Origin of the sequence: Paraburkholderia phosphatilytica (assembly GCF_003443895.1) — a bacterium.
GTDB lineage: Bacteria > Pseudomonadota > Gammaproteobacteria > Burkholderiales > Burkholderiaceae > Paraburkholderia > Paraburkholderia phosphatilytica.
Window position 1 is genome coordinate 202,548 of sequence record NZ_QQOA01000002.1, and the last position, 24,958, is coordinate 227,505.

A 24,958-nucleotide genomic window follows, 5' to 3' on the forward strand; every position below is an offset into this window, starting at 1 on the left:
TTTACCAAGCATTGCATGAAGCGCAACAAGCGTCGGTAGAATCGCGGGCATTCTGAAAGCCTCAGGAGCGCGGTCAATGCGTAGCGGCACCCGTCGTCAACGAAAACAATGGTTCCTGGCCGCGGCGATGTCCGCGCTTGCGTTCACGCTGGCCGGCAGCGCATGGCGCGCCGACGCGGCACGCGCGGTCAGCGTCACGCCGCAGGGCAAGGTCGCGCAGGTCCGCCAGGTGGTCGTCAAGTTCGACGAGGCGATGGTGCCGTTCGGCTCGCCCGGCGCGGCCGCCCCCGGCCGCGTGCAGTGCAGCGACGCCGCCGCGGGCGTCGGTCAGGGCCGCTGGATCGACGAGAAAACGTGGGCGTGGGACTTCGCGGCCGACATGCCACCGGGCGTGCGCTGCACCGTCAACCTGACGCCGGACCTGAAGGCGGTGAGCGGCCACCCGGTGACGGGCGCCGCGCGCTACGCGTTCCAGACCGGCGGTCCGTTCGTGAAGAACGTCCAGCCGTACGGCGGCGAGATCGAGGAAAACCAGGCGTTCGTGCTGACGCTGAACGGCCCCGCCACCGATGCGTCTGTGCGCGAGCACATCTGGTGCGAATCCAGCGGGCTCGGCAACCGCGTGCCGGTGAAGTCGCTCGACAACGCGGCCCGCGCCGCGCTCCTCAAGCGCTTCTCGCTCGAAAAAGACGCCGCGCGCGTGCTGACGCTGTCGTGCGCGCAACTGATGCCGGCTGGCACGAAGATGCAGCTCGTGTATGGCAAGGGCGTCGCGAGCCCGAGCGGCATCGCGAACGACGTCGAACGCCGCTTCGATTTCGACGTGCGTCAGGCATTTGCCGCGAGCTTCTCCTGCCAGCGCGAGAATGAGAAAGCGGCGTGCACGCCGCTGAGCCCGATCCGGCTAGAGTTCAACGCGCCGATCGCGCGCAGCGATGCCGAAAAAATCCGCCTGAACGGCCCGAACGGCGCGATCGCGCCGACCTTCTCTCCGGACGACAAGGACACCGAAACCTCGACGGTTCAATTCGCCGCGCCGCTGCCCGAGCACGCGGACCTGACGATCACCGTGCCGCCCGGCCTCAAGGATGTGAGCGGCCGGCCGCTGTCGAACGCGGACCAGTTTCCGTTCAAGACGCCCACCGCGCCGATGCCGCCGCTCGCGAAGTTCTCGTCGGGCAGCTTCGGCATCATTGAGCGCTTTGCCGAGCCGGATTCGCCCGCGCTCGTGCCGGTCACGCTGCGCAACGTGGAAGCGGACCTGCATATCGCGGGACTCAACGCAAACACGGCCAACGCGCAGTTCGCGAAGCTGCGCATCGATCAGGACGGCCAGGTCCGCCGCTGGATGGATCTCGTCGACCAGTTCGATGGCTACGACATGTCGCGCTCGCGCATCGAGAAGCTCGACCCGGGGCTGCTGAAGCGCTCGAAAGGCTCGATCATCGTGCGCCATACGGACGGCGAGGATGCGGGCAACAAGGACCCGCAGATCGACATCCGCTCCCTGTCGCTGCTGGCGGGCCAGCAAGGCGTCGAAGCGCTCACGCTGCCGAAGGCCGATCCGAAGCAGCTGCGGCCGTTCGAAGTGGTCGGCGTGCCGGTCGCGAAGCCGGGCTTCTACGTGATCGAACTGTCGTCGCCGCGCCTCGGCGCGTCGCTGCTCGGCCGGCCGCTGCCGATGTACGTGCGCACCGCCGTGCTGATCACGAACCTCGGCGTGCATCTGAAGGCCGGCCGTGAAAACAGCGTCGTGTGGGTGACGTCGCTCGACAAGGGTCAGCCGGTGCCGAACGCCGACGTGCGCGTGACCGACTGCAACGGCGACGAAATCGCGACCGGCAAGACCGACCCGCGCGGCGTACTGACGATCGGCAAGCCGCTCGAAGCGCTGAAGCGTTGCGGCGAAGACAGCTTCTCCGGCTTCTTCGTGTCGGCCCGCGTGAACGATCCGAAGACGGGCCCGGACATGGCCTTCGTGCGCTCCGACTGGAATCAGGGCATCGAGGCGTGGCGCTTCAACGTGCCGACGGACACGAGCAGCAACGACACCGTGCGCGCGCACACCGTGTTCGACCGCACGCTGCTGCGCGCGGGCGAGACCGTGTCGATGAAGCATTTCATTCGCGTCGAGACGATGCACGGCCTCGACTTCCCGAAGCGCTATCCGACCCGCGTGACGATCCGCCATCTCGGCAGCGGCCAGACCTACCATCTGCCGCTCAAGTGGTCCGCCGATCACAGCGCCGACTCGACGTTCACGATCCCGACCGCCGCGAAGCTCGGCGAATACGACGTAACGCTCGACGACGGCGACCCGAACGCCACCAGCGACGATGCCGACAATAACGACAACAGCGGCGACAACAACAGCAACGACGACAGCGACAGCGACAGCAGCGACGCGTCGGTGCACATGAGCTACGACTCCGGCAGCTTCCGCGTCGAGGAATTCCGCCTGCCGGTGTTCAAAGGAACGATCGGCGTACGCAACGAGAAGACCCAGCCGCTTGTCGCCGCGAAATCCGCCGATGTGGCCGTGCAGCTCGACTATGTGTCGGGCGGCGCCGCGTCGAACCTGCCGGTGCAGGTGTCCGCGCTGATGCGCAGCACGTCGCCGTCGTTCGAGGACACCTACCCCGACTTCAGCTTCGTGTCGTGGCAGCCGCGCAGGAGCACCAACGACGACCAGACCACGTCGGACGAAGACAACCCCGGGGACAACACCGCCGACTCCACGCCCGACAGCGACGAAGCGAAGCTGATCGCCGACAAGCTCGCGCTCACGCTCGATCGCAACGGCTCAGGCACGCTGACGCTGAAAGATCTGCCCGACGTGAAGGCGCCGAAGCAGCTCGCGCTCGAAGCGACCTTCGCCGATCCGAACGGCGAGGTGCAGACCATCAGCGGCAACGCAACGCTATGGCCGGCGGCCGTGGTCGCGGGCGTGAAGTCCGGGCAGTGGGTGTCGGTCGGCAACACGGTGCCGGTGAAGGCGCTCGCGGTCGATCTGCAGGGCAAGCCGCGCGCCGGCGTGCCGCTCGAAGTACGCGGCATCGCGCGCATCACGACGACGACCCGCAAGCGGATGGTCGGCGGTTTCTATGCGTACGACAACCACACCGAAACGAAGGATCTGGGCACGCTGTGCAGCGGCAAGAGCGACGACCACGGCCTGATGCTGTGCGACGCGAAGCTGAAGGAAGCGGGCAACGTCGACCTCGTCGTCACCGCGAAGGACGGCGACGGCCATGCATCGACCGCCACCACTTCGATGTGGGTCACGCGCGAGGAAGACCTCTGGTTCGGCGGCGACAACACCGACCGGATGGACGTGCTGCCCGAGAAAACCACCTACGAGCCGGGCGAAACCGCGCGCTTCCAGGTGCGCACGCCGTTCCGTTTCGCGACGGCGCTCGTCGCGATCGAACGCGAAGGCATCATCGATACGCGCGTCGTGCAGCTGGACGGCAAGAACCCGACCGTCGAGCTGAAGGTCGATCCGTCGTGGGGGCCGAACGTCTATGTGTCGGTGCTCGCGCTGCGCGGCCGGATTCACGAAGTGCCGTGGTACTCGTTCTTCACGTGGGGCTGGAAACAGCCGCTCGAATGGGTGCGCGCGTTCTGGTACGAAGGCCGCCAGTATGAGGCGCCCACGCCGCTCGTCGACCTGTCGAAGCCCGCGTTCCGCTACGGGCTCGCGGAGATCAAGGTGGGCACCGCCGCGCATCGCCTCGGCGTGACCGTCACCACCGACGCGAAGTCGTACACCGTGCGCGGCAAGGCGCACGTGAAACTGCATGTGACGTTGCCGAACGGCAAGGCGGCGCCGGGCGGCACGCAGGTCGCGGTTGCCGCCGTCGACGAAGCGCTGCTCGAACTGATGCCGAACCAGAGCTGGGACCTGCTCGACGCGATGCTGCAGCGGCGGGCGTACGGCGTCGAAACCGCCACTGCGCAGATGGAGATCGTCGGGCGCCGCCACTTTGGGCGCAAGGCGGTGCCGGCGGGCGGCGGCGGCGGACATGCCGCGACGCGCGAACTGTTCGACACGCTGCTGCTGTGGAACCCGCGCGTGACGCTCGACGCAAACGGCGACGCCACGCTCGACGTGCCGCTCAACGATTCGCTGACGAGCTTCCGCATCGTCGCGATCGCGGCGGTGGGCAGCGGACAGTTCGGCACCGGCAGCACGTCGATCCGCAGCACCCAGGACCTGCAGGTGATCTCGGGTCTGCCGCCGCTCGTGCGCGAAGGCGACGCGTTCCGCGCGCAGTTCACGCTGCGCAATACCACCACGCGCACGATGCAGGTCGTCGTCACGCCGAACGCGCCGGGTGTCGTGCTGAATCCGCAAACGGTACAGCTCGGCCCCGATTCGTCGCGCGAAATCTCGTGGACCGTCACGGTGCCCGACGGTCTCGCGGATACGCCGACGCCGTCGCTCACGTGGACGCTCACCGCGGCCGAGCAAGGCGGCCCGCACGCGAGCGATGCGCTGAAAGTCGCGCAGCGCGTGATGGCGGCCGTGCCCGTCACGGTGCAGCAGGCGACGCTTGCACAGGTCGACGGCACGCTGTCGTTGCCGGTCGCACCGCCGCCAGATGCCACGTCGTCGCAGGCGGGTCCGAATGCGGGCCAGTTGCGTGGCGGCATCGCGGTGTCGCTGCAGTCGAAGCTCGCCGACGGACTGCCTGGCGTGCGCCGCTGGTTCCAGCGCTATCCGTACGGCTGTCTCGAACAGCAGAGCTCGATCGCGCTCGGTTTGCGTGACCCCGCGAAGTGGCAGGCAGTGATCGCGAAAATGCCGGTGTATCTCGATTCCGACGGCCTCGCGAACTACTTCCCGCCGTACGACGACAGCCGCGCGACCGGCAGCGTCACGCTGACCGCGTACCTGCTCGATATCGCCGACGAAGCGTCGAAGCTCGATGACCGCTTCGCGCTGCCCGACGACCTCGTCAGCAAGCTCGAAGGCGGGTTGACCGGCTTCGTCGAAGGCCGCATCCAGCGCGATGCGTGGTCGCCGCGCAAGGACCTCGACCTGCGCAAGCTCGCGGCGATCGACGCGCTGTCGCGCTACGGGGCCGCGCAGGGCCGCATGCTCGGCTCGATCGAGATCGCGCCGAACCAGTGGCCGACCTCGGCGGTGATCGACTACTACGGGATCCTGTCGCGCGTGAAGGACATTCCGCAGCGAGACGAAAAGCTCGCGCAGGTCGAACAGATCCTGCGCGCGCGGCTCACCTACCAGGGCACGCGCCTCACGTTTTCGACCGAAGCCGACGACGACCTCTGGTGGCTGATGGAAGGCCCCGAGACCAACGCCGCGCGGCTCGCGCTGACCTTCGTCGATGCGCCCGCGTGGAAGGACGAGATGCCGCGCGTCGTGGCCGGGCTGCTCGCGTTGCAGCAGCGCGGCGCGTGGGACACGACGACCGCGAACCTGTGGGGCTCGCTCGCGGTCGAGCGCTTCTCGCAGGTGTTCGAGAGCACGCCAGTCAACGGGCAGACGAAGTTGCAGCTCGATGCGATCGAGCGCGCGATCGGCTGGTCGGCGGGCGCGCCGGCTGCTTCGGGTGCCGCTGCGGCCTCTACCGCTTCTGCAACGCCCGCGACCCGAAGCGCTGCGGCGCGCAGTACGCTGTTGCCGTGGCCCGATCCGAAGACCGCGCAAGGCGCACCGTCGACGCTGACGCTCACGCAGCAAGGCACCGGCAAGCCGTGGGCGACGATCGAGAGCCTCGCGGCCGTCGCGCTGAAGGCGCCGTTCGCGTCCGGCTACCGGATCACGAAGACCGTGACGCCGGTCGACCCCGCGGTGAAGGGTGTGCTGACGCGCGGCGACATCGTGCGCGTGCATCTCGACATCGATGCGCAGAGCGACATGACGTGGGTGGTTGTGAACGACCCGGTGCCGGCGGGTTCGACAATCCTCGGCTCGGGGCTCGGCCGCGATTCCGCTGCCGCGACCAACGACGAGAAGTCGCCGAAGGGTGCGTGGCCCGCGTTCATCGAGCGCGGCTTCGACGGTTATCGCGCGTACTACGACTATCTGCCGAAGGGACGTTTCTCGGTCGAGTACACGGTGCGCCTGAACAACGTCGGCACGTTCGGTCTGCCGCCGACGCGCGTCGAAGCGCTGTACGCGCCGTCCGCGTTCGGCGTAGTGCCGAATGCGCCGGTGACTGTGCAGCCGGTGGCTGCGGCAAAGTAAAGGTGGAGAACGTGATGGACACAACGAGATGAAGCGTGACGTTGTCCGCGTTCGTGTGATGTTGCGCGCCGCGCTCGTGCTTGCATTCGCGATGCCCTCCGCAGCCTCCGCGCTACCGTCGTTCGACCAGGTGCACGCGCAGTGGCGCAGCTCCGACTGGCTGCTGCTCGCGAGCGATGGCGAAGTGCTCGAACGCACGCGCGTAGACCGCAGCGCGCGGCGCGGCGAATGGGTCGCGCTCGCGGACGTGTCGCCGGCGCTGCGCGAAGCGATCGTCGTGTCGGAAGACAAGCGCTTCTACGAACATAGCGGCGTCGACTGGCGCGGCGCGGCCGGCGCTGCGTGGGCGAACCTGTGGAATTCGCGCACGCGCGGCGCGTCGACCGTGACGATGCAGCTGACCGGCCTGCTCGACGACGATCCGCAGCACTCCGGCCAGCGCTCGATTACACAGAAGGCGGGCCAGGCCATGAGCGCGCTGTGGCTCGAGCGATCGTGGCGCAAGGACCAGATTCTCGAGGCCTATCTGAATCTCGTGCCGTTTCGCGGCGAGACGGTCGGCCTCTCCGCGCTGTCGCTCACGCTGTTCGGCAAGGCGCCATCGGGCCTCGACGATCGTGAGGCCGCGGTCGCGGCCGCATTGGTGCGCTCGCCGAACGCGCCCGCCGTGAAGGTCAGCGCGCGCGCGTGCCGGATCCTGCACGACATGCATGACGACGGCGAATGCAAAGGGCTCGACGCGTTCTTGCAGCTCGCATTCGCGCGCCCTGCTCCCGCGCTGCTGACCACCTCGCCCGCCGACGAAATGCTCGCGCCGCACTTCGCGCGACGCGTCGCCGCCGAACTGCATCCTGTCGCAGGACAGCGTGTCACGTCGACGCTCGATGCGCCGCTCCAACGCTTCGCACGCGATACGCTGACGCGCACGCTCACCGAACTGAACGCGCCTGCGCATCGGCGCAACGTGCAGGACGGCGCGGTCGTGGTGCTCGACAACGCGACGGGCAACGTGCTCGCATGGGTGGGCTCGTCGGGCGCGCTGTCGGCGGCGCGCGACGTCGATTCGGTGCTCGCGCTGCGCCAGGCCGGCTCGACGCTGAAGCCGTTCCTGTACGCGCAGGCGATCGACGAGCGGCGTCTCACCACCGTGTCGCTGCTCAACGATGCGCCGCTCGATCTGCCGGCGGGCGGCGGCCTCTATATTCCGCAGAACTACGACAAGGACTTCAAGGGCTGGATCAGCGCGCGCACGGCGCTCGGTTCATCGCTGAACGTGCCCGCGGTGCGCACGCTCGTGATGGTGACGCCGCACCGCTTCGGCCGCACGCTCGCCACACTCGGCCTGCCGCTCACGCACGACGGCGACTACTACGGCTTCAGTCTCGCGCTCGGCAGCGCGGACGTGACGCTGCTGTCGCTGACCAACGCGTATCGAGCGCTGGCGAATGGCGGCGTTGCGCGGCCGACGTTCGATCTGCCGCGGGGGTCGACTACGCACCCACCCGCCGGCACGCGTGTGTTCAGCGCCGATGCCGCGTACATCGTGACCACCGTGCTGTCCGACAACAACGCGCGCACGCGCACGTTCGGCTTCGACAGTCCGCTCGCCACACGCTTCTATTCGGCCGTGAAGACGGGCACCAGCAAGGACATGCGCGACAACTGGACGGTCGGCTTCACGTCGCGCTATACGGTTGGCGTGTGGGTCGGCAACGCGGACGGCTCGCCAATGTGGGACGTGTCGGGCGTGACCGGCGCGTCGCCGATCTGGGCCGCGGTCGTCGGCTATCTGCACCGGCAGTTTCCGAGCCGCCCGCCTGCGCCGCCCGCGGGCGTCGTGCGCAGTCACGTGACCTTCGAGAACGCGGTCGAACCCGCGCGCGACGACTGGTTCCTCGCCGGCACGCAGATCGACAACGTCGCGCTGGCTGCCGACGCCGGCAGCGCGCGCACGGGGCCATCGACGAAAGGCTCGCCGCGCATCGCATCGCCCACCGACGGCACCATTTTCGCGCTCGATCCCGACATTCCCGCGAGCCGTCAGCGCATCGGCTTCGAGCGCGCGAGCGGCAGCCCGCCGAAGAGCGCGTGGCGGCTCGATGGCAAACCGATGGGCGAGATCGAACGGGTGGCGTGGCTGCCGTGGCCCGGCCGTCATACGCTGGAACTGCTCGATCCGAACGGGAACGTCGCCGATACCGTGCACTTCGAAGTGCGCGGCGCGACAGCCCGCAAGGCGGCGGGGCCTGTTGGACCGGCGGGTGCGTCCGGCGCGGCAGCTTCGCGTCGGCCTGCGCAGGGGTGACGGGTCGTGCGCAGCGACGAAGCCCAAACGAAGGGCTTCGCGCGACGCGCGACCGGCGGTGAAGATGTCATCAAGTGTCAAATCGTGCGGCAGGCAATTTACAGCGCCTGCGCGGACCGGTATAAATCGGCGGCTTTCACGAAACGGGCGCGATTCTGTCCTATCCTTGTTGGCAGCGTCCGCTGACTGCAATCCGTTCCCGGCTCAACTTTTGCCCTCAATGGAGTGTGTGCCATGCTGAAGAAGCTGTTGATGCTCTGCATCGTCCTGCTGTCGCTCGGGTCCGCCCTCGCGAACGCCGTCGAAGTGAATACCGCGGACGAAACCGCGCTCGAGTCGGTTAAGGGCATCGGTCCGGTGCACGCGAAAGCGATCATCGACGAACGCACGAAAAATGGTCCGTTCAAGGACGCCGACGACCTGGCTTCGCGCGTGAAGGGCCTCGGCCAGAAGTCGGTCACGAATCTCGAAACGGCGGGCCTCACGGTCAACGGCTCGTCCGCGCCGCCCACGGGCGCCAAGGGTGCGTCGTCGAACGCCAGCAAGGCTGCTTCGATGAAGGCTCCCGCGCCCGCCGCGCAGACGTCGGCCGCGCCGTCCAACGGCGCATCGTCCGGCGCCGCGCCCGCGATGATGATGATGGCCGCGTCGGGCACCAAGGCGACGAAGTCGAAGAAGAAAGCGAAGGATGCCGAAGCGGCATCGGCGCCCGCCGGCACGATGGCGGCCGCTGCTCCGGCGGCGAGCACGCCGACGGCTGCTGCGGCGTCGGGCGCTTCGTCGGCAAAGGCATCGAAGAAGAAAGGCAAGAAGAGCAAGGCGGCATCCGCTGCCGCGGCTTCCGGCGGCTGATGCCGCTAGCCGTTACCGCGTTGCGTGTCGCTGAGCTTGCTGCAGTGACAAACCCGCGGCAAACACAATCGACCCATTCCCTGCCGCGCGTCCCGCGCGGCGTTTCCGCCGGTGCGCGTTCGCGTGCCGGCCTGACAGAGAGAACATCATGAGCCTACTCGATACCCTCGGTTCCCTGATGGGCGGCAACGCCCAGGGCGGCAGCCAGCAGGCGCTGGTCTCGGCGGCCCTCGAATTCGTCAACAACCAGCCGGGCGGCCTGAACGGCCTGATCCAGCGCTTCCACGAGAACGGCGCGGGCGACATCATCAATTCGTGGGTCAGCAACGGAGAGAACCAGCCGATTTCGGCGGACACCGTGCAAAACGTGCTCGGCTCGGACGTCGTCGCGAATCTCGCGTCGAAGGCCGGCATCGATCCGCAGCAGGCCGGCGGTCTGCTGTCGCAGATCCTGCCGCACGTCGTCAACGCGGCCACGCCGCAAGGCGAAGTGCCCGCCGATGGCAAGCTCAATTCCGATACGGTGCTCGGCGCGCTGGGCGGGCTGGCTTCGCTGTTTGGGAACAAGCAGGGGTGAGGTAGTTCACCGCGACAACCGGCGCACCATCTCCGCGATGATGGTGTACCGGATCACACGCAGGCATGTCAATTCGCCGCCCAGTGTCGCCGTGAGTTCGGGACGTTCACCCATGATTGCAGTGTTGTCCCGTTCCGTCTCTTCGTACAAGGCTGCGGCCGCACTTTCGATTTGATCCAGCAGCGCGTCGAGCAGGCGTTCGGCTGTGCGTGATGCGAGTCCGATGGTCGCACCAGCGCCGAGCAGCAATGCGCGATCGAAATCCGCGAAGTAGCGCTTACCGGCAATATCCCAGGCGAAAGGCACACGGTCCGGCCAGTCGCCTTTCTGATACATCGGCGTGCTCCACGCCGCGATGCTCAACAGGTCGTAGAACGGTGCGAGCTGAAAGTCCTCGTCCGACACGAGAAAGCTCAGATTCTTCAGGTGTGCATCGGAATTGCCGGTCAGCACGTTAAACACGAGCCACGAAAAGATCCGGGTACGCGCTACGGCCCGATTGCGGCAAAGCGATGCGATCGTCGCCAGCCGCTCGACACTGCCCTGCTCGTATTTGAACGTGCGTGCAAGGTCGAGCAGCTGGCATGCGTCGATCGTATGCCGCCGCAACCATTCGCCACGCTCCTCGACGCGATCGAAGCGGTCGACGAGATATACAGGCGCCGGCACGTAACGCCGGTGTACCGCGGGCACCTCGAGACCCACGCGCGCCGCGAGCCGCATCACGAACCACTCGTTGATTACCGAATGCGGGTAGTCATCGCGATCCTGATGATCGGGCTTGAGGATGTGCGTCGAGGGCGTAGGGCCCGACGGCTCGTAGAGTTCGCCATCTCGCAGCACCATGGCAAGTTTGTGCTGTGCGCCTGCCAGCGACATACGTTTCATCGCATCGTGCGTGAGCGGCAGCTGCGGCAACGCGGCGATGCGCGCGAACAGCTGCGCATCGGACAGCGGACGCAAACCGCCGCGAGAACGGTCTGACGCTGCGACGCTCGAAGGCAGCAGCGTCACCGAACCCGCAGACTCCGCACCATAGTGCGCGAGCAGCGCAAACGCGTCGGTCTCGCTGCGCAGGTGCGCGTCGCGCGCGAGCAGTACGCGCTGGCCTTCCTCGGGCAACAGATTGTCGAAGTACCACTGCACCGGGCGGCGGCTGCTGCCGTCGCGTAGCGGCTCGACCTGCAACGGCAATGCGGGACTCAACGGATATCGGTCGGCGCGTTCGAGCCAACGGGGCGCGTATGTGAAGCTCCAGATGTCATTCTCGTCGCGCAATGCGCCGACAGTCACCTCGTTGATGCTGGCGATGAGTTCACGCGACGCGCTCGGCGTTGCTGACGCGCTGCTGCCCTGTGACGCTTCGTGAACCGCTAGCCCCTTCGATGGCGGTGCGCCGTCATGTTGGTCCGGCGACATCATTGGTCGCCTTCATCGCTGCGGCGCATACGGGCGGTATCCGGTTCGTCGTCCCCCGCCTCACGTTTCGCGACACGAGCGAGGCGCATAGCGAGCTTGCGCCGCTCGTCCTCGACGAGCGCGGCCGCATCGCGAGGCAGGTCCACGCTGAGCCGCACGCCAAGTCCTTCGAGCACGCCGAACAACTTGCCCCAATGGACGCCGTCCGCGCCGTTCTCGACCTTGCCGAGAAAGCTTTCGCTGACACCGAGACTGCCTGCTGCGTCGTCCTGCCGCAGTTGCTGAGCTTTACGGGCAGCACGCACGAAAACGCCAAGATCGGCAGGATCGCTGACACGGATGTTCATTGAAAATCCTTGCAATCGGATGGATTTTAATTGAATCATTGTAGGACACTCCGATAATCCATGCAATTGCATGGATTATCCTGTCTACAAGCTGCCAAAATGGATATTCCATGCGATTGCACGGATTTAACCCCAGTGGACGGTGATTTTGACGATATCCTTGCGAGCGCGCAGATTTTCTACCTACCCACCCAACAAAAAGGGCAACGGATCCCTCCGTTGCCCTTCGTCACAAACAGCTCAAGCTACCCAAGCCGCCGCGTCGATCAATGCACGACGCGGTCGAACATGAACTTGCCGTCCTGCACGCCCACCGGAATCACGTCCTTCGGACCGAACCTGCCGGCGAGAATCAGCTTCGCGACCGGGTTCTCGATCTCCTGCTGGATCGCGCGCTTCAACGGCCTCGCGCCGAACAGCGGATCGTAGCCCACCTTGCCGATCTGCTCGAGCGCGTCTTCCGACACGTCGAGCTGCATGTCCATCCTTGCCAGCCGCTCCTGCAGACGCTGCAACTGGATCTTCGCGATCGACTGGATGTTCGCGCGATCGAGCGCATGGAACACCACGACGTCGTCGATCCGGTTCAGGAATTCCGGGCGGAAATGCAGCTTCACTTCTTCCCACACGGCATCCTTCACCGCATCCTGCGGCTGGTCGACCATCGCCTGGATCACCTGCGAACCGAGGTTCGACGTCATCACGATCACCGTGTTCTTGAAGTCCACGGTGCGTCCCTGGCCATCGGTCATGCGGCCGTCGTCGAGCACCTGCAGCAGCACGTTGAACACATCTGGATGCGCCTTCTCGATCTCGTCCAGCAGGATCACGCTATACGGCTTGCGGCGAACGGCCTCGGTCAGATAGCCGCCCTCTTCGTAGCCGACATAGCCCGGCGGCGCGCCGATCAGCCGCGCGACGCTGTGCTTCTCCATGAATTCGCTCATGTCGATGCGGATCAGATGCTCTTCCGAATCAAACAGGAACGACGCCAGCGCCTTGCACAGCTCGGTCTTGCCGACGCCCGTCGGCCCGAGGAACAGGAACGAACCGTACGGCCGGTTCGGGTCCGCGAGGCCAGCGCGCGAGCGGCGGATCGCATCCGCGACGGCGCTGATCGCTTCGTCCTGACCGACCACGCGCTCGTGCAGCTTCGTCTCGATCTGCAGCAGCTTCTCGCGCTCGCCCTGCATCATCCGCGACACGGGGATGCCGGTTGCGCGCGACACCACTTCGGCGATTTCTTCCGCGCCCACCTGGGTGCGCAACAGCCGCGGACGGGTCGGATTGTTCTGCTCGCGCGCCTCGGCCTGCGCCACTTCCTTCAGCTGCGCTTCGAGCTTCGGCAGCTTGCCGTACTGCAGCTCGGCCACCTTCTCGAGCTTGCCTTCGCGTTGCAGCCGCGCGATCTCGGCGCGCGTGCGCTCGATGTCTTCCTTCAGCGCCGCGCTGCCCTGCACCGCAGCTTTCTCCGCGGTCCAGATCTCGTCGAGGTCGGCATACTCGCGGTCGAGCCGCTCGATCTCTTCCTCGATCAGTTGCAGACGCTTCTGCGACGCTTCGTCCTTCTCCTTCTTCACCGCCTCGCGCTCGATCTTCAGCTGGATACGGCGACGGTCGAGCCGGTCCATCTCTTCCGGCTTCGAGTCGATTTCCATCTTGATCTTCGACGCGGCCTCGTCGATCAGGTCGATTGCCTTGTCCGGCAGGAAACGGTCCGTGATGTAGCGATGCGACAGCTCGGCCGCGGCGACGATCGCCGGGTCGGTGATATCGACGCCGTGGTGCAGCTCGTACTTCTCCTGCAGACCGCGCAGGATCGCGATGGTCGCCTCGACGGACGGTTCGTCGACGAGCACCTTCTGGAAGCGGCGCTCGAGCGCGGCGTCCTTTTCGATGTACTTGCGGTATTCGTCGAGCGTGGTCGCGCCGACGCAATGCAGCTCGCCGCGCGACAGCGCCGGCTTCAGCATGTTGCCCGCATCCATCGCGCCTTCGGCCTTGCCCGCGCCGACCATCGTGTGGATTTCGTCGATGAAGACGATGGTCTGGCCTTCGTCCTTCGCGATGTCGTTCAGCACGGCCTTCAGGCGTTCCTCGAACTCGCCGCGATACTTCGCGCCGGCGAGCAGCGCCGCCATGTCGAGCGACAGCACGCGCTTGCCCTTCAGCGTTTCCGGCACCTCGCCGTTGACGATGCGCTGCGCGAGCCCTTCAACGATCGCCGTCTTGCCGACGCCCGGTTCGCCGATCAGCACCGGATTGTTTTTCGTGCGGCGCTGCAGGATCTGGATCGAGCGGCGGATTTCGTCGTCACGGCCGATCACCGGGTCGAGCTTGCCCGCCCGCGCCCGTTCGGTCAGGTCGATCGTGTACTTCTTGAGCGCTTCGCGCTGGCTCTCCGCGTCCTGGCTGTGCACCTGCGCGCCGCCGCGCACAGCCGCGATGGCCGATTCGAGCGACTTGCGCGTGAGGCCGTACTGGCGCGCGAGGCGCCCGATTTCGCCTTTGTCGTCCGCGACCGCGAGCAGGAACATCTCGCTCGCGATGAACGTGTCGTTGAGCTTCTGCGCTTCCTTGTCGGCCTGGTTCAACAGACCCGTGAGCTCGCGGCTGACCTGCACGTTGCCGTCGGTGCCCTTCACCTGCGGCAGACGCGACATCGCCTCGCTCAGGCCGCTCTGCAGCGCCTGGGTATGCACGCCCGCGCGCGACAGCAGCGAACGCGCGGAGCCATCCTGCTGGGCGATCAGGGCCGAGAGCAGGTGAACCGGCTCGATGTACTGATTGTCACGCCCGACCGCGAGGCTCTGGGCATCCGCCAGTGCTTCCTGGAATTTGGTGGTGAGTTTGTCGACTCTCATTCAAGAGACCTCCAGTTTCTGAATTTCTGAATAGCACCAAAATGAGGCGATTTAAGTGGGTTTCAAGCGCTTTTTTCGTGACAAACTGCAAAATCTTGGCCAGGCCGAAGTTTGGTCCGTTCCGGATCGCGACGACCACGTGACGACCGCATCACACGGCGACTCTGTCTGCATCCATGACCGCCTGCAGGTCGACGGGTTCATACGTTTCATTGCCCCTGCCTGCGGCAAGGCCGCCCCGTATTCATACGACATCGCGTGATAAGCTGACTTGATCCGCGTCACATTGCGGCAGTATGCGCGCGCGTGCACGACGCGAGAAGGCAAACGGCCGCCGCCGTTCCAGGCCTGCCGCCGTCGCAGCAGGCCGTCATCCAGCCGTCATCGTATGAAGCCGTCTTTTCCTCCCGCCGAAGCCGTCGAACGGCAAGCCGAGCCGACTCCGGACAACATCCGCGAGCTGGTGGACGCGTTCTACCGGCGCGTGCGCGCCGATGCGCTGCTCGGTCCGATCTTCGGCGCCGCGCTCGACGGCCGCTGGGAAGAGCATATGCCTAAGATGACCGCGTTCTGGTCGAGCCTCGTGCTTGGCGCGAAGCAGTATCGCGGCAACGTGCAGCAGGCCCATGCGCCGCTGCCGGGCATCGAGCCGCGTCATTTCAGCCACTGGCTGTATCTGTTCCTCGATACGGTCGAAGGCCGTTACGAGCCCGCCGCGGCGGTGCGCTTCATGGAGCCGGCGCTGCGCATCGCGCAGAGCCTTCAGCTGAGCCGTTTCGGCTGGGATTACCAGATTCCGGCGGAGCAGCAGGCGCTGCTCGATCGCGTCGCGCCGCGGCTGCCGCGCGAAGGCGACGACGAGCGCGACGCGGCAGCGAAGCGGCCGCGCGGCGAGCCGTTCCCGGCGAAGATCATCGGGCGTCCGCTCGACGAACCGGACACTGACGATAACGTGTGAGCGTGCTTATTCGCTGCTCTTTCGGGCAGTAGCAGTACAGCAGTTCAACGCTCCCAGCGCGCCATCGCCGCGTCATCCGACACGCGCGCGTCCACCCAGCGCTCGCCGTCCGGCGTCTTTTCCTTCTTCCAGAACGGCGCCTGGGTCTTCAGATAGTCCATCACGAACTCGCACGACGCGAACGCGTCGCCGCGATGCGCGGCCGTGGTCGCGACCAGCACGATCTGGTCGAGCGGCACGAGCTTGCCGACCCGATGCACGATCAGCACGTCGATGCCCGGCCAGCGCTCGCGCGCTTCATCGACGATCGCTTCGAGCGACTTTTCGGTCATGCCCGGATAGTGTTCGAGCTCCATCGTCTCGATCGCGCTGCCGTCGTTCAGATCGCGTACGGTGCCGACGAAGCACGCGACCGCGCCGATCTTCGGATTGCGCGCGCGCAGCGCCGCCACTTCGGCGCTCAGGTCGAAATCCCCGGTTTGCACGCGTACGGTCATCGCTCGATTCTCCTTGCGTTCGTGCCGTGGTGGATGCGCTCAGCCTCCCGTCACGGGCGGAAAGAACGCGACCTCGCAGCCGTCCGTGAGGCGCGTGCCAGCATCGGTCATCTCGTGGTTGCACGCCATGCGTAGCGCGCGCCCCTCGGCGAGCGTCTCGGCCCACGCGCCGCCGCGCGTGCGCAGCCATGCGCGCACGTCGCCAACGGTCGCGACGCCTTCCGGCACAGTCACCGTTTCGTCTGCCTTGCCGAGCGCTTCCCGCACACTCGCGAAATATCGAAGGTCGATCTTCATCACTACCACGTCAGTTCAGCAGTTCGGAAAAAGGAATGAAGCGGACCGTCTCGCCCGCCGTGATCGGATGGTTCGGCGGATTGTCGATCAGGCCGTCGCCCCACACGGTCGAGGTCAGCACGGCCGAGCTCTGGTTCGAGTACAGGTCGAGGCCGCCCGCGGGATTGATCCGCGCGCGCAGAAACTCGTTGCGCCGGTCGCCCTTCGACTGCGTGAAGTCCGCGCGCAGCGTGACCGCGCGCGGCGCGACGGTCTGCACGCCGGCGAGGCGCAGCACGAACGGCCGCACGAACAGCAGGAAGGTGACGAAGCTCGACACCGGGTTGCCCGGCAGGCCGATGAAGAATGCTTCGCTTTCCTGCGCCGCGTCGGCACCTGCTTTGGCACCCTCGCGCCGCACCGCGCCGAACGCCAGCGGCTTGCCCGGCTTCATCGCGATCTGCCACATCGTGAGCCGCCCTTCGGCTTCGACGGCGGGCTTCACGTGATCTTCCTCGCCCACCGACACGCCACCGCACGTGACGATCAGATCGTGCTCGCGCGCCGCTTCGCGCAGCGTCGCGCGGGTCGCATCGAGCTGGTCGCGCACGATGCCGTAATCGGTGATCTCGCAGCCGAGCTTCTGCAGCAGCCCGCGCAGCGTGAAGCGGTTCGAGTTGTAGATCGCGCCGGGCTTGAGCGGCTCGCCGGGCATCGTCAGTTCGTCGCCGGTGAAGAACACCGCGACCTTCACGCGCCGCATCACGTGCAGTTCCGCGCAGCCCACCGACGCCGCGAGCCCGAGCGCCGCCGGCGTGAGGCGCGTGCCGGCCGGCAGGATCGTCGAGCCGCTGCGGATGTCCGCGCCCTGCTTCGTGATCCACTCGCCGGCAACGGGCGTGTGCAGGATCGTCACGGTGTCGCCGGCGGTTTCGGTCTGTTCCTGCATCACGATCGCATCGGCGCCGGGCGGCACCGTCGCGCCGGTGAAAATGCGTGCCGCCGCGCCCGCGGCGAGCGGCTGCGGCGCGTGTCCGGCGGGAATGCGCTGCGAAACGGGCAGACGCCGGTCGCCGGACGCGAGATCGGCGACGCGCACCGCGTAGCCGTCCATCGCGCTGGTGTTCATCGGCGGCACGTCGAGCGGCGACACGACGTCCGCTGCGAGCACGCGGTTCAACGCGTCGAGCGTCGGCAGCGTTTCCGTTCCGCCGACGGGGCGGGCGCCGTCGAGCAGCGTCGCGAGCGCCTCGGCGGTCGAGATCATCGGCGCGCGGGGCGCCGCTTGAGTGGGCGTGGACATCGATCCGTGCATGCGTGAGCAGAAAGGATCATTGTAGCGGCGCGCGGGCGGTGCGTTGGGTCCGCATCGCCCGAATGCACATTCAAGCGCGCATTCAGCTGCTTATTCGACGGCTTATGCGGCGTCGGCCGTGTGCGTGGCGACGAACGCCTTCACCTGTTGCGCATCCGCCGGCAGCACCTCGAAGCGCTGCGGCAGCGCTTCGAGTCCGACGAACGTGGCCGGCCGCTCCGGCTCGCGTTCGAGCGCCTCGCGGATCGTCTCGCCGAACTTGATCGGCTGCGCGGTCTCGAGCACGATCATCGGGATGCCCGGCTGCAGATGCTCGCGCGCCACCTTCACGCCGTCCGCCGTGTGCGTGTCGATCATCGTGTCGTACTGCTGGAACACGTCGCGGATCGCGTCGACACGATCGTCATGGCTGCTGCGTCCGGACACGAATCCGAACTGCTGCACCCGCGTGAAATCGCCACTTGCGGCAAGGTCGAAGCCGCCCTTCTCCTCGACGTCGCGGAACAGCTGCAACACCCGCGCCGGATCGCGGCCGAGCAGATCGAACACGAAGCGCTCGAAGTTCGACGCCTTCGAGATGTCCATGCTCGGGCTGCTCGTGTGATACGTCTCCTTCGCTTCGCGCACGCGGTAGATACCCGTGCGGAAGAACTCGTCGAGCACGTCGTTCTCGTTCGTCGCGACGACGAGCTTCTCGATCGGCAGGCCCATCATGCGCGCGATGTGCCCCGCGCAGACGTTGCCGAAATTGCCCGACGGCACGGTGAACGACACGCGTTCGTCGTTCGACTTCGTCGCGGCGAAATAGCCCTTGAAGTAGTAGACGACCTGCGCGACCACGCGCGCCCAGTTGATCGAGTTGACCGTGCCGATCTTGTGCTTCGCCTTGAACGCGTGATCGTTCGACACCGCCTTGACGATGTCCTGGCACTGGTCGAAGTTGCCTTCGATCGCGAGGTTGAAGATGTTCGGGTCCTGCAGGCTGTACATCTGCGCGGTCTGGAACGCGCTCATCTTTTTGTGCGGCGACAGCATGAACACGCGCACGCCGGTCTTGCCGCGCATCGCGTATTCGGCTGCGCTGCCGGTGTCGCCGGAAGTGGCGCCCAGGATGTTCAGCGTCTCGCCGTGCTTCTTCAGCGTGTACTCGAACAGGTTGCCGAGCAGCTGCATCGCCATGTCCTTGAACGCGAGCGTCGGGCCGTTCGACAGCTCCAGCAGCGACAGCGGCGCGCCGTTCTCAACGCCGAGCGTTTTCAGCGGCGTGATCTGCTGCGCACTCTCGTCGTTGCGCACGTTGCAGTAGGTCGCGGCGGTGTAGGTGCGCTGCGCGAGATCGCGCAGGTCGGCGGCGGGAATGTCGTCGCTGAATTTCGACAGCACCTCGAACGCGAGGTCCGCGTAAGACAGCGCGCGCCAGCGCGCGAGTTCGTCGGCACTCACCCGCGGATACTGCGCCGGCAGGTACAGGCCGCCGTCTTTCGCGAGGCCGCCGAGCAGGATGTCCGAGAACGTATGGCGCTCGCCCGCTCCGGCGCCGCGCGTGGAAATGTAATTCATCTGTCTGACCTTGTTGAACCCCGCGCGAATCGTTCGGGGTGCATTGCGTTGAGCCGAGTCGTGGTTGGGAACGCCCGGGAAAGCCTGCCGGGCACGCACGGAACGCGCCCGGCGCGCCTCAGCGAAGCTTCAGTTGAGCGACTCCATGCGCAGCTTCGTCACCTTCGACACGACCGTCTGCAGCGCCTCGATACGCGCAATCGCCGCGTTGACCTGCTTTTCGACCGTCTCGTGCGTGATCAGGATGATGTCGGTCTCGCCCTTGTGCGCGGCGTCGACCTGCTCCGATTCTTTCTGCAGCAACGCGTCGATCGAAATGCCCGCGTCCGCGAGAATGCGCGTGATGTCGGCGAGCACGCCGGTCACATCCGCCACACGCAGACGCAGGTAATAGCCGCTCGTCACTTCGTCGATCGGCAGGATCGGCGTGCTGGACAGGCGGTCCGGCTGGAACGCGAGATGCGGCACGCGGTGCTCGGGGTCGGCGGTATGCAGGCGCGTCACGTCGACCAGATCGGCGACCACGGCGGACGCCGTCGGCTCCGCGCCCGCGCCCTTGCCGTAGTAGAGCGTCGTGCCGACCGCATCGCCATGCACGACGACTGCGTTCATCGCGCCTTCCACGTTCGCGAGCAGGCGCTTCGCCGGAATCAGCGTGGGGTGCACGCGCAGCTCGATGCCCTTCGGCGAGCGGCGCGCGATGCCGAGCAGCTTGATCCGGTAACCGAGCTCTTCCGCGTACTTGATGTCGATCGCGGCGAGCTTGCTGATGCCTTCCACGTACGCCTTGTCGAACTGCACCGGCACACCGAACGCGATCGCGCTCATGATCGTCGCCTTGTGCGCGGCGTCGACACCTTCGATGTCGAAGGTCGGGTCCGCTTCCGCGTAGCCCAGTTCCTGCGCGGCCTTCAGCGCGGTCGCGAAGTCGAGGCCGCGGTCGCGCATCTCCGACAGGATGTAGTTCGTCGTGCCGTTGATGATGCCGGCGATGTAGCCGATCTGGTTGGCCGTGAGGCCCTCGCGCAGCGCCTTGATGATCGGGATGCCGCCCGCCACCGCCGCCTCGAACGCGACCATCACGCCGTTCGCGCGCGCTGCCTCGAAGATCTCGGTGCCGTGCACCGCGAGCAGCGCCTTGTTCGCCGTCACCACATGCTTGCGGTTCTTGATCGCGCGCAGCACGAGTTCGCGTGCGATGCCCGTACCGCCGATCATCTCGGCGACGATCGCGATGGACGGATCGTCGACCACCGCGTTGAAGTCGTCGGTGACTTCGACGGTGCCCGCTTCGTTGCCGAGGGCCGCTGTGGCTTTCGCCGGATTGCGCACGGCGATGCGCGCAATCTCGATGCCGCGGCCCGCGCGACGTTTGATCTCATCCTGATTGCGGCGCAGTACCGTGAAGGTGCCGCTGCCTACCGTGCCGAAGCCCAGCAGTCCAACTCTGATCGGTTCCATGCAGCGTGTATGTCGATTAAGTGATTGAAATTCCGTCCTGCATCCGCTCTACCGTGCCCGTATGGAGCGCGCTCAGACCGAATGCCGTTTGCGATAGCCGTCGAGGAAGCGCGCAATGCGGTTGATCGAATCCGCGAGGTCATCCACGTTCGGCAGAAATACCACGCGGAAGTGATCCGGCGACTTCCAGTTGAAACCGGTGCCCTGCACCAGCAGCACCCGCTCTTCGAGCAGCAGATCGAGGATGAACTGCTGGTCGTTCTCGATCGGATACAGCTTCGGATCGAGCTTCGGGAACATGTAGAGCGCCGCTTCCGGCTTCACGCACGTGACGCCCGGAATCGCGGTGAGCATGTCGTACGCGAGTTCGCGCTGCCGGTACAGGCGGCCGCCCGGCTGGATCAGCTCGTTGATGCTCTGGTAGCCGCCGAGCGCCGTCTGGATCGCGTACTGGCCCGGCACGTTCGGGCACAGGCGCATCGAAGCCAGAATGCCGAGCCCTTCGCAATAATCTTTCGAGCGGCGGCGATTTTCTCCGCTCAAGCCCGACAGGTACATCCAGCCCGCGCGATAGCCGCACGAGCGGTAGCTCTTCGACAGGCTGTTGAACGTGACCGTCAGCACGTCTTCCGACAGCGCGCCGATCGCCGTGTGCGTCTTGCCGTCGTAGATGATCTTGTCGTACACCTCGTCGGCGAAGATCACGAGACCATGCTCGCGCGCGATGCCGATCAGTTCGAGCAGCAGTTCGTCGGAATACAGCGCGCCGGTCGGGTTGTTCGGGTTGATCACGACGAGCGCCCGCGTGTTCGGCGTGATCTTGCGGCGGATGTCGTCCGGGTCCGGCATCCAGCGGTTGTTCTCGTCGCAGATGTAGTGCACCGGCGTGCCGCCCGCGAGGCTCACGCCCGCCGTCCACAGCGGGTAATCCGGCGCCGGCAGCAGCACTTCGTCGCCGTCATTCAGCAGCGCCTGCAGCGCCATCACGATCAGTTCGGACGCGCCGTTGCCGATGTAGATGTCGTCCAGTTCCACGCCCAGCACGCCCTTCTGCTGCGCGTAATGCATGATCGCCTTGCGCGCCGCGAACACGCCCTTCGAATCCGAATAGCCCGACGAACTGGGCAGATTGCGGATCATGTCCTGGATGATCTCGTCCGGCGCCTCGAACCCGAACGGCGCGAGGTTGCCGATATTGAGCTTGATGATGCGATGCCCCTCTTCCTCGAGGCGCTTCGCGTGTTCGAGAACCGGCCCACGGATGTCGTAGCAGACGTTCAACAGCTTGTTGGATTTCAGGATCGGTTTCACGGCGGGCACTTCAGCGTGGATACTGCGTGGATCAATGGGCCTGGCGAACCAGGAGAAACGTTGGGGTGTGACTCTGGCGCGGTGAACTGGCACGGCGGCGGGATGTTGCCGCGGATCAAAACCGACTGTAGGCCCATTCTCAGGCCCGTTTTCAGGCCCGATTGAGGCCAGTGGCTTTAGCACGGCGGCACGCGGCTTGTGGCGGTGCGCGGAGCCCTGGCACGGGCGGACGGCTAAAAAGTTATAATTTAGCGGATATTGGCTGGTTTCCGCAATGCGGCAAGCCGGCCGCGCGGACCTCCCGCGCGTCGCGTTGCACCCATCCTCGCGATTTCCGAATCCACCAGGCGTGCACGGCCACGAGCCGTTCTGCCTGAAAAACCACCGCGGGCAGCCACGGCAGCCGCACGCGATGCCTTGACGGACCATCAAGTTGAAACTGCATCAGGACACGAGCGGCGCGCTCAACACCGTCACCGCCTACGGCGCCGGTTACGTCGAAATCAATCTGGAACGCCACGAACACAGCATCATCGTGATGCCTCAGGCACCGGTCATGCCGTGGCCGGTATCGTCGTTCGATGCGCTCTCGGCCGAACACTTCGCGCTCTTGATCGAACCCGCGCCGGAGGTGGTCGTGTTCGGCAGTGGCGGCCGGCTGCGCTTTCCGCATCCGCGCCTCACGGCCGCGCTCGCGGCGCGCCGCATCGGCGTCGAGACGATGGACTCGCAGGCCGCGTGCCGGACCTACAACATCCTGATGGCCGAGGGCCGCAAGGTCGCGGCCGCGATCCTGATCGAGCCGTGAGCACCATCGGGCACCCGCCGCGGGTCGGGGAGCGGACGCCCGATGCGCGGTTGAGGCCACGCAGTCGAGCCAGTTAAGGTTCCGATCAGTCGAATAGCGTAAACTGCGAGCCGCTTTCGCTTTTGCGATCCGCGGCGTTCGCGGATCGCGATCTGACAGCGCCTGCAGCACAGGTTGCTATAACTCTGGTCGGGCAGCATCCGTCCGACCGCCCCTCCGCCACGCCCTGCCCGGCGTCGAAAAGAAACAACAGGCTGAATCTTTTATGAACGATACGCCGGACCGGCTACCGCTCAACCGCACCGCATTGCTGCTGCTCATCCTGGCGCTCGCCGTCGTCTGGTTCGTGCCGCTCGGCTGGCGCCATCTGCTGCCGAGCGACGAAGGCCGCTACGCCGAAATGGCGCGCGAGATGTTCATCACGCACGACTGGATCACGCCGCGCTACAACGGCTACAAGTACTTCGAGAAGCCCCCGCTGCAGACGTGGGCGAACGCGCTGACCTTCATGTGGTTCGGCATCGGCGAATGGCAGGCGCGCCTCTATACGGCGCTCACCGGCTTCGCCGGCGTGCTGCTGGTGGGCTTCACGGGCCGCCGCGTGTTCAATGCGTCGACGGGCCTCTTCGCCGCGGTCGTGCTCGCGACCTGCCCGTACTGGAACCTGATGGGCCACTTCAACACGCTCGACATGGCCCTGTCGTTCTGGATGGAACTCACGCTCTGCTCGCTGCTGCTCGCGCAGCGCCCGAACCTGCCCGACCGCAGCGTGCGCGGCTGGATGTGGGTGTGCTGGGCGTCGATGGCGCTGGCGGTGCTCTCCAAGGGCCTGGTCGGGCTGATCCTGCCTGGTGCTGTGCTCGTGCTGTACTCGCTCGCGACGCGCAACTGGGCGCTGTGGCGGCGCCTGTACCTGGTGAGCGGCCTGATCGTGTTCTTCGCGATCGTGACGCCGTGGTTCGTACTCGTGCAGGACCGCAACCCCGAGTTCTTCAACTTCTTCTTCATCGTGCAGCAGTTCCGCCGCTACCTGACGCCCGAGCAGAACCGCCCGGGCGCGTTCTGGTACTTCGTGCCGGTGCTGCTGGTCGGGTTCCTGCCGTGGCTGTCCGTCAGCGTGCAGAGCGTGCGCCATGCGCTGCGCGTGCCGCGCCAGCCCAACGGCTTCGCGCCGGTGCCGCTGCTCCTCATCTGGTCCGCGTTCATCTTCCTGTTCTTCAGCGCGTCGCATTCGAAGCTCGTGTCGTACACGCTGCCGGTCGCGCCGTCGCTCGCGCTCGTGATCGGCATGTATCTGCCACTGGTTGGGCGCGAACGGTTGCGCAAGCATCTGGCAGGCTACGCGGTCGGTCTCGCGGCCGGTCTGATCGGCGCGACCTTCCTCGGCAGCCTCGGCGATGCGCGCAATCCGAATGCGCTGTGGGTCGAATTCCGCGTGTGGGTGTGGGCGGCGATCGCCGTCGGATTGCTGCTGACGCTGGTCGCGCTGTGGCTGTTGCGGCGCAGCGCGTCTGCGGATGCGGCGTCGGCCGTCGCAGCGCCGGTTCGCCCCGCTGCGGGCAACGGCACCGTGGCGCGCGCCGCGATCGCGTTCGGCGCCGGCTGGCTGCTGCTCGGCACGATCGCGGGCACCGGCCACGACGTGTTCGGCAAACTGAGTTCGGGCGCGCCGCTCGCGCCGGCGGTCAAAGCTGCGCTCGCAACGATGCCGCCCGACACGCCGTTCTATTCGGTCGGCGTGCTGGATCACACGCTGCCGTTCTACGTCGGCCACACGACGATCATGGTCGAGCACGCGGACGAACTGGCGTTCGGCGTATCGGTCGAACCGCAGAAATGGGTGCCGACCGTCGCCGAATGGAAGCAACGCTGGATGGCCGACCGCTACGCGCTCGCGCTGATGCCGCCCGACCGCTACCGCAAACTGTCCGCCGAGCATCTGCCGATGGTCGTGGTGGCGCGGGACCTGCGCCGCGTGATCGTCGAAAAGCCGCCGCTGGACGCGAGCGCACCGGCCGCGGCCGCCTCGGCATCGTCCGCGCAGGCTGCATCGGGCGCGGCCAGCACGCCGCTTGCCACGCCGCCCCAGCATTGAGTTACAGTCTCGCGCGGCGCGCTTGCGCCGCCCGGCCATGACGCGCCGCCGCATCGTTCTTACGGATCGCCTTCGAACGGACGCGCGGTGCGGCAC

At 66.3% G+C, this 24,958-nt stretch carries 17 protein-coding genes; 8 read left to right on the forward strand and 9 right to left on the reverse strand.

All coding sequences use genetic code 11. The annotated features are described in order from the left end of the window. Positions 1-76: 76 nt before the first annotated feature. The 4 genes from DVS29_RS02710 to DVS29_RS02725 all read left to right on the forward strand — a co-directional run bounded on the left by DVS29_RS02710 (position 77) and on the right by DVS29_RS02725 (position 9,951). Positions 77-6,217 carry an alpha-2-macroglobulin family protein gene (locus DVS29_RS02710; RefSeq protein ID WP_118178900.1) on the forward strand — a complete coding sequence of 2,047 codons (6,141 nt, stop codon included), beginning with the start codon at positions 77-79 and terminating at the stop codon, positions 6,215-6,217. Between the two features lie 28 nt (positions 6,218-6,245). Further along, entirely contained in the window at positions 6,246-8,522 is a 2,277-nt protein-coding gene (gene pbpC / locus DVS29_RS02715) for a penicillin-binding protein 1C (protein WP_118178901.1), read from the forward strand. Positions 8,523-8,756: 234 nt separating this feature from the next. Next, positions 8,757-9,374, forward strand: a complete 618-nt coding sequence (locus DVS29_RS02720) for a ComEA family DNA-binding protein (protein WP_118178902.1) — start codon at positions 8,757-8,759, stop codon at positions 9,372-9,374. A gap of 148 nt (positions 9,375-9,522) precedes the next feature. Then, positions 9,523-9,951 (forward strand): YidB family protein, encoded by a 429-nt coding sequence (locus DVS29_RS02725; protein WP_118178903.1) that lies wholly within the window; start codon positions 9,523-9,525, stop codon positions 9,949-9,951. A 6-nt stretch (positions 9,952-9,957) separates the two neighbouring features. Here DVS29_RS02725 and DVS29_RS02730 read toward each other — a convergent pair whose 3' ends face one another. From DVS29_RS02730 to clpB, 3 genes are all read right to left on the reverse strand, one after another. Then, positions 9,958-11,373, reverse strand: coding sequence for a HipA domain-containing protein (locus DVS29_RS02730; protein WP_240655430.1), 1,416 nt, complete (start codon positions 11,371-11,373; stop codon positions 9,958-9,960). Further along, a complete protein-coding gene (locus DVS29_RS02735) occupies positions 11,370-11,717 on the reverse strand; it encodes a helix-turn-helix domain-containing protein (protein WP_118178905.1) in 348 nt (115 codons plus the stop codon). The genes DVS29_RS02730 and DVS29_RS02735 overlap by 4 nt, the downstream gene beginning before the upstream one ends. A 266-nt stretch (positions 11,718-11,983) precedes the next feature. Next, positions 11,984-14,581: an ATP-dependent chaperone ClpB gene (gene clpB / locus DVS29_RS02740; RefSeq protein WP_118178906.1), complete on the reverse strand. Its 2,598-nt coding sequence runs from the start codon at positions 14,579-14,581 to the stop codon at positions 11,984-11,986. A 55-nt stretch (positions 14,582-14,636) separates the two neighbouring features. Here clpB and DVS29_RS02745 point away from each other — a divergent pair, with 55 nt between their 5' ends. Both DVS29_RS02745 and DVS29_RS02750 read left to right on the forward strand, forming a co-directional pair. After that, entirely contained in the window at positions 14,637-14,843 is a 207-nt protein-coding gene (locus DVS29_RS02745; RefSeq protein ID WP_118178907.1) for a hypothetical protein, read from the forward strand. 126 nt (positions 14,844-14,969) lie between these two features. Continuing rightward, positions 14,970-15,539: a group III truncated hemoglobin gene (locus DVS29_RS02750; RefSeq protein ID WP_118178908.1), complete on the forward strand. Its 570-nt coding sequence runs from the start codon at positions 14,970-14,972 to the stop codon at positions 15,537-15,539. Between the two features lie 44 nt (positions 15,540-15,583). Here the strand turns inward: DVS29_RS02750 and moaE are convergent, their stop codons facing one another. From moaE to DVS29_RS02780, 6 genes are all read right to left on the reverse strand, one after another. Continuing rightward, positions 15,584-16,036 carry a molybdopterin synthase catalytic subunit MoaE gene (gene moaE / locus DVS29_RS02755; protein WP_118178909.1) on the reverse strand — a complete coding sequence of 151 codons (453 nt, stop codon included), beginning with the start codon at positions 16,034-16,036 and terminating at the stop codon, positions 15,584-15,586. Positions 16,037-16,075: 39 nt separating this feature from the next. Beyond that, positions 16,076-16,333 (reverse strand): molybdopterin converting factor subunit 1, encoded by a 258-nt coding sequence (gene moaD / locus DVS29_RS02760; RefSeq protein WP_118178910.1) that lies wholly within the window; start codon positions 16,331-16,333, stop codon positions 16,076-16,078. A 10-nt stretch (positions 16,334-16,343) separates the two neighbouring features. Beyond that, a complete protein-coding gene (locus DVS29_RS02765) occupies positions 16,344-17,579 on the reverse strand; it encodes a molybdopterin molybdotransferase MoeA (protein ID WP_118178911.1) in 1,236 nt (411 codons plus the stop codon). A gap of 150 nt (positions 17,580-17,729) precedes the next feature. Then, positions 17,730-19,187, reverse strand: a complete 1,458-nt coding sequence (thrC, locus tag DVS29_RS02770) for a threonine synthase (protein WP_118178912.1) — start codon at positions 19,185-19,187, stop codon at positions 17,730-17,732. Between the two features lie 129 nt (positions 19,188-19,316). Continuing rightward, a complete protein-coding gene (locus DVS29_RS02775) occupies positions 19,317-20,648 on the reverse strand; it encodes a homoserine dehydrogenase (RefSeq protein ID WP_118178913.1) in 1,332 nt (443 codons plus the stop codon). Positions 20,649-20,720: 72 nt separating this feature from the next. Further along, a complete protein-coding gene (locus DVS29_RS02780) occupies positions 20,721-21,968 on the reverse strand; it encodes a pyridoxal phosphate-dependent aminotransferase (protein ID WP_118178914.1) in 1,248 nt (415 codons plus the stop codon). Between the two features lie 424 nt (positions 21,969-22,392). On the opposite strand from DVS29_RS02780, the gene DVS29_RS02785 reads away from it, so the two are divergent. Together DVS29_RS02785 and DVS29_RS02790 are read left to right on the forward strand one after the other, a co-directional pair. Next, positions 22,393-22,767, forward strand: coding sequence for an Mth938-like domain-containing protein (locus DVS29_RS02785; RefSeq protein ID WP_118178915.1), 375 nt, complete (start codon positions 22,393-22,395; stop codon positions 22,765-22,767). Between the two features lie 265 nt (positions 22,768-23,032). Beyond that, a complete protein-coding gene (locus tag DVS29_RS02790; protein ID WP_118178916.1) occupies positions 23,033-24,862 on the forward strand; it encodes a glycosyltransferase family 39 protein in 1,830 nt (609 codons plus the stop codon). Positions 24,863-24,958: the final 96 nt, after the last annotated feature.

What these genes read in the sequence shown, in the direction of transcription:
- DVS29_RS02710 (WP_118178900.1), top strand. Translation starts at nt 77, where the DNA reads ATGCGTAGCGGCACCCGTCGTCAACGAAAACAATGGTTCCTGGCCGCG.
- pbpC (WP_118178901.1), top strand. Translation starts at nt 6,246, where the DNA reads ATGAAGCGTGACGTTGTCCGCGTTCGTGTGATGTTGCGCGCCGCGCTC.
- DVS29_RS02720 (WP_118178902.1), top strand. Translation starts at nt 8,757, where the DNA reads ATGCTGAAGAAGCTGTTGATGCTCTGCATCGTCCTGCTGTCGCTCGGG.
- DVS29_RS02725 (WP_118178903.1), top strand. Translation starts at nt 9,523, where the DNA reads ATGAGCCTACTCGATACCCTCGGTTCCCTGATGGGCGGCAACGCCCAG.
- DVS29_RS02730 (WP_240655430.1), bottom strand. Translation starts at nt 11,373, where the DNA reads ATGATGTCGCCGGACCAACATGACGGCGCACCGCCATCGAAGGGGCTA.
- DVS29_RS02735 (WP_118178905.1), bottom strand. Translation starts at nt 11,717, where the DNA reads ATGAACATCCGTGTCAGCGATCCTGCCGATCTTGGCGTTTTCGTGCGT.
- clpB (WP_118178906.1), bottom strand. Translation starts at nt 14,581, where the DNA reads ATGAGAGTCGACAAACTCACCACCAAATTCCAGGAAGCACTGGCGGAT.
- DVS29_RS02750 (WP_118178908.1), top strand. Translation starts at nt 14,970, where the DNA reads ATGAAGCCGTCTTTTCCTCCCGCCGAAGCCGTCGAACGGCAAGCCGAG.
- moaE (WP_118178909.1), bottom strand. Translation starts at nt 16,036, where the DNA reads ATGACCGTACGCGTGCAAACCGGGGATTTCGACCTGAGCGCCGAAGTG.
- moaD (WP_118178910.1), bottom strand. Translation starts at nt 16,333, where the DNA reads ATGAAGATCGACCTTCGATATTTCGCGAGTGTGCGGGAAGCGCTCGGC.
- DVS29_RS02765 (WP_118178911.1), bottom strand. Translation starts at nt 17,579, where the DNA reads ATGATCTCGACCGCCGAGGCGCTCGCGACGCTGCTCGACGGCGCCCGC.
- thrC (WP_118178912.1), bottom strand. Translation starts at nt 19,187, where the DNA reads ATGAATTACATTTCCACGCGCGGCGCCGGAGCGGGCGAGCGCCATACG.
- DVS29_RS02775 (WP_118178913.1), bottom strand. Translation starts at nt 20,648, where the DNA reads ATGGAACCGATCAGAGTTGGACTGCTGGGCTTCGGCACGGTAGGCAGC.
- DVS29_RS02790 (WP_118178916.1), top strand. Translation starts at nt 23,033, where the DNA reads ATGAACGATACGCCGGACCGGCTACCGCTCAACCGCACCGCATTGCTG.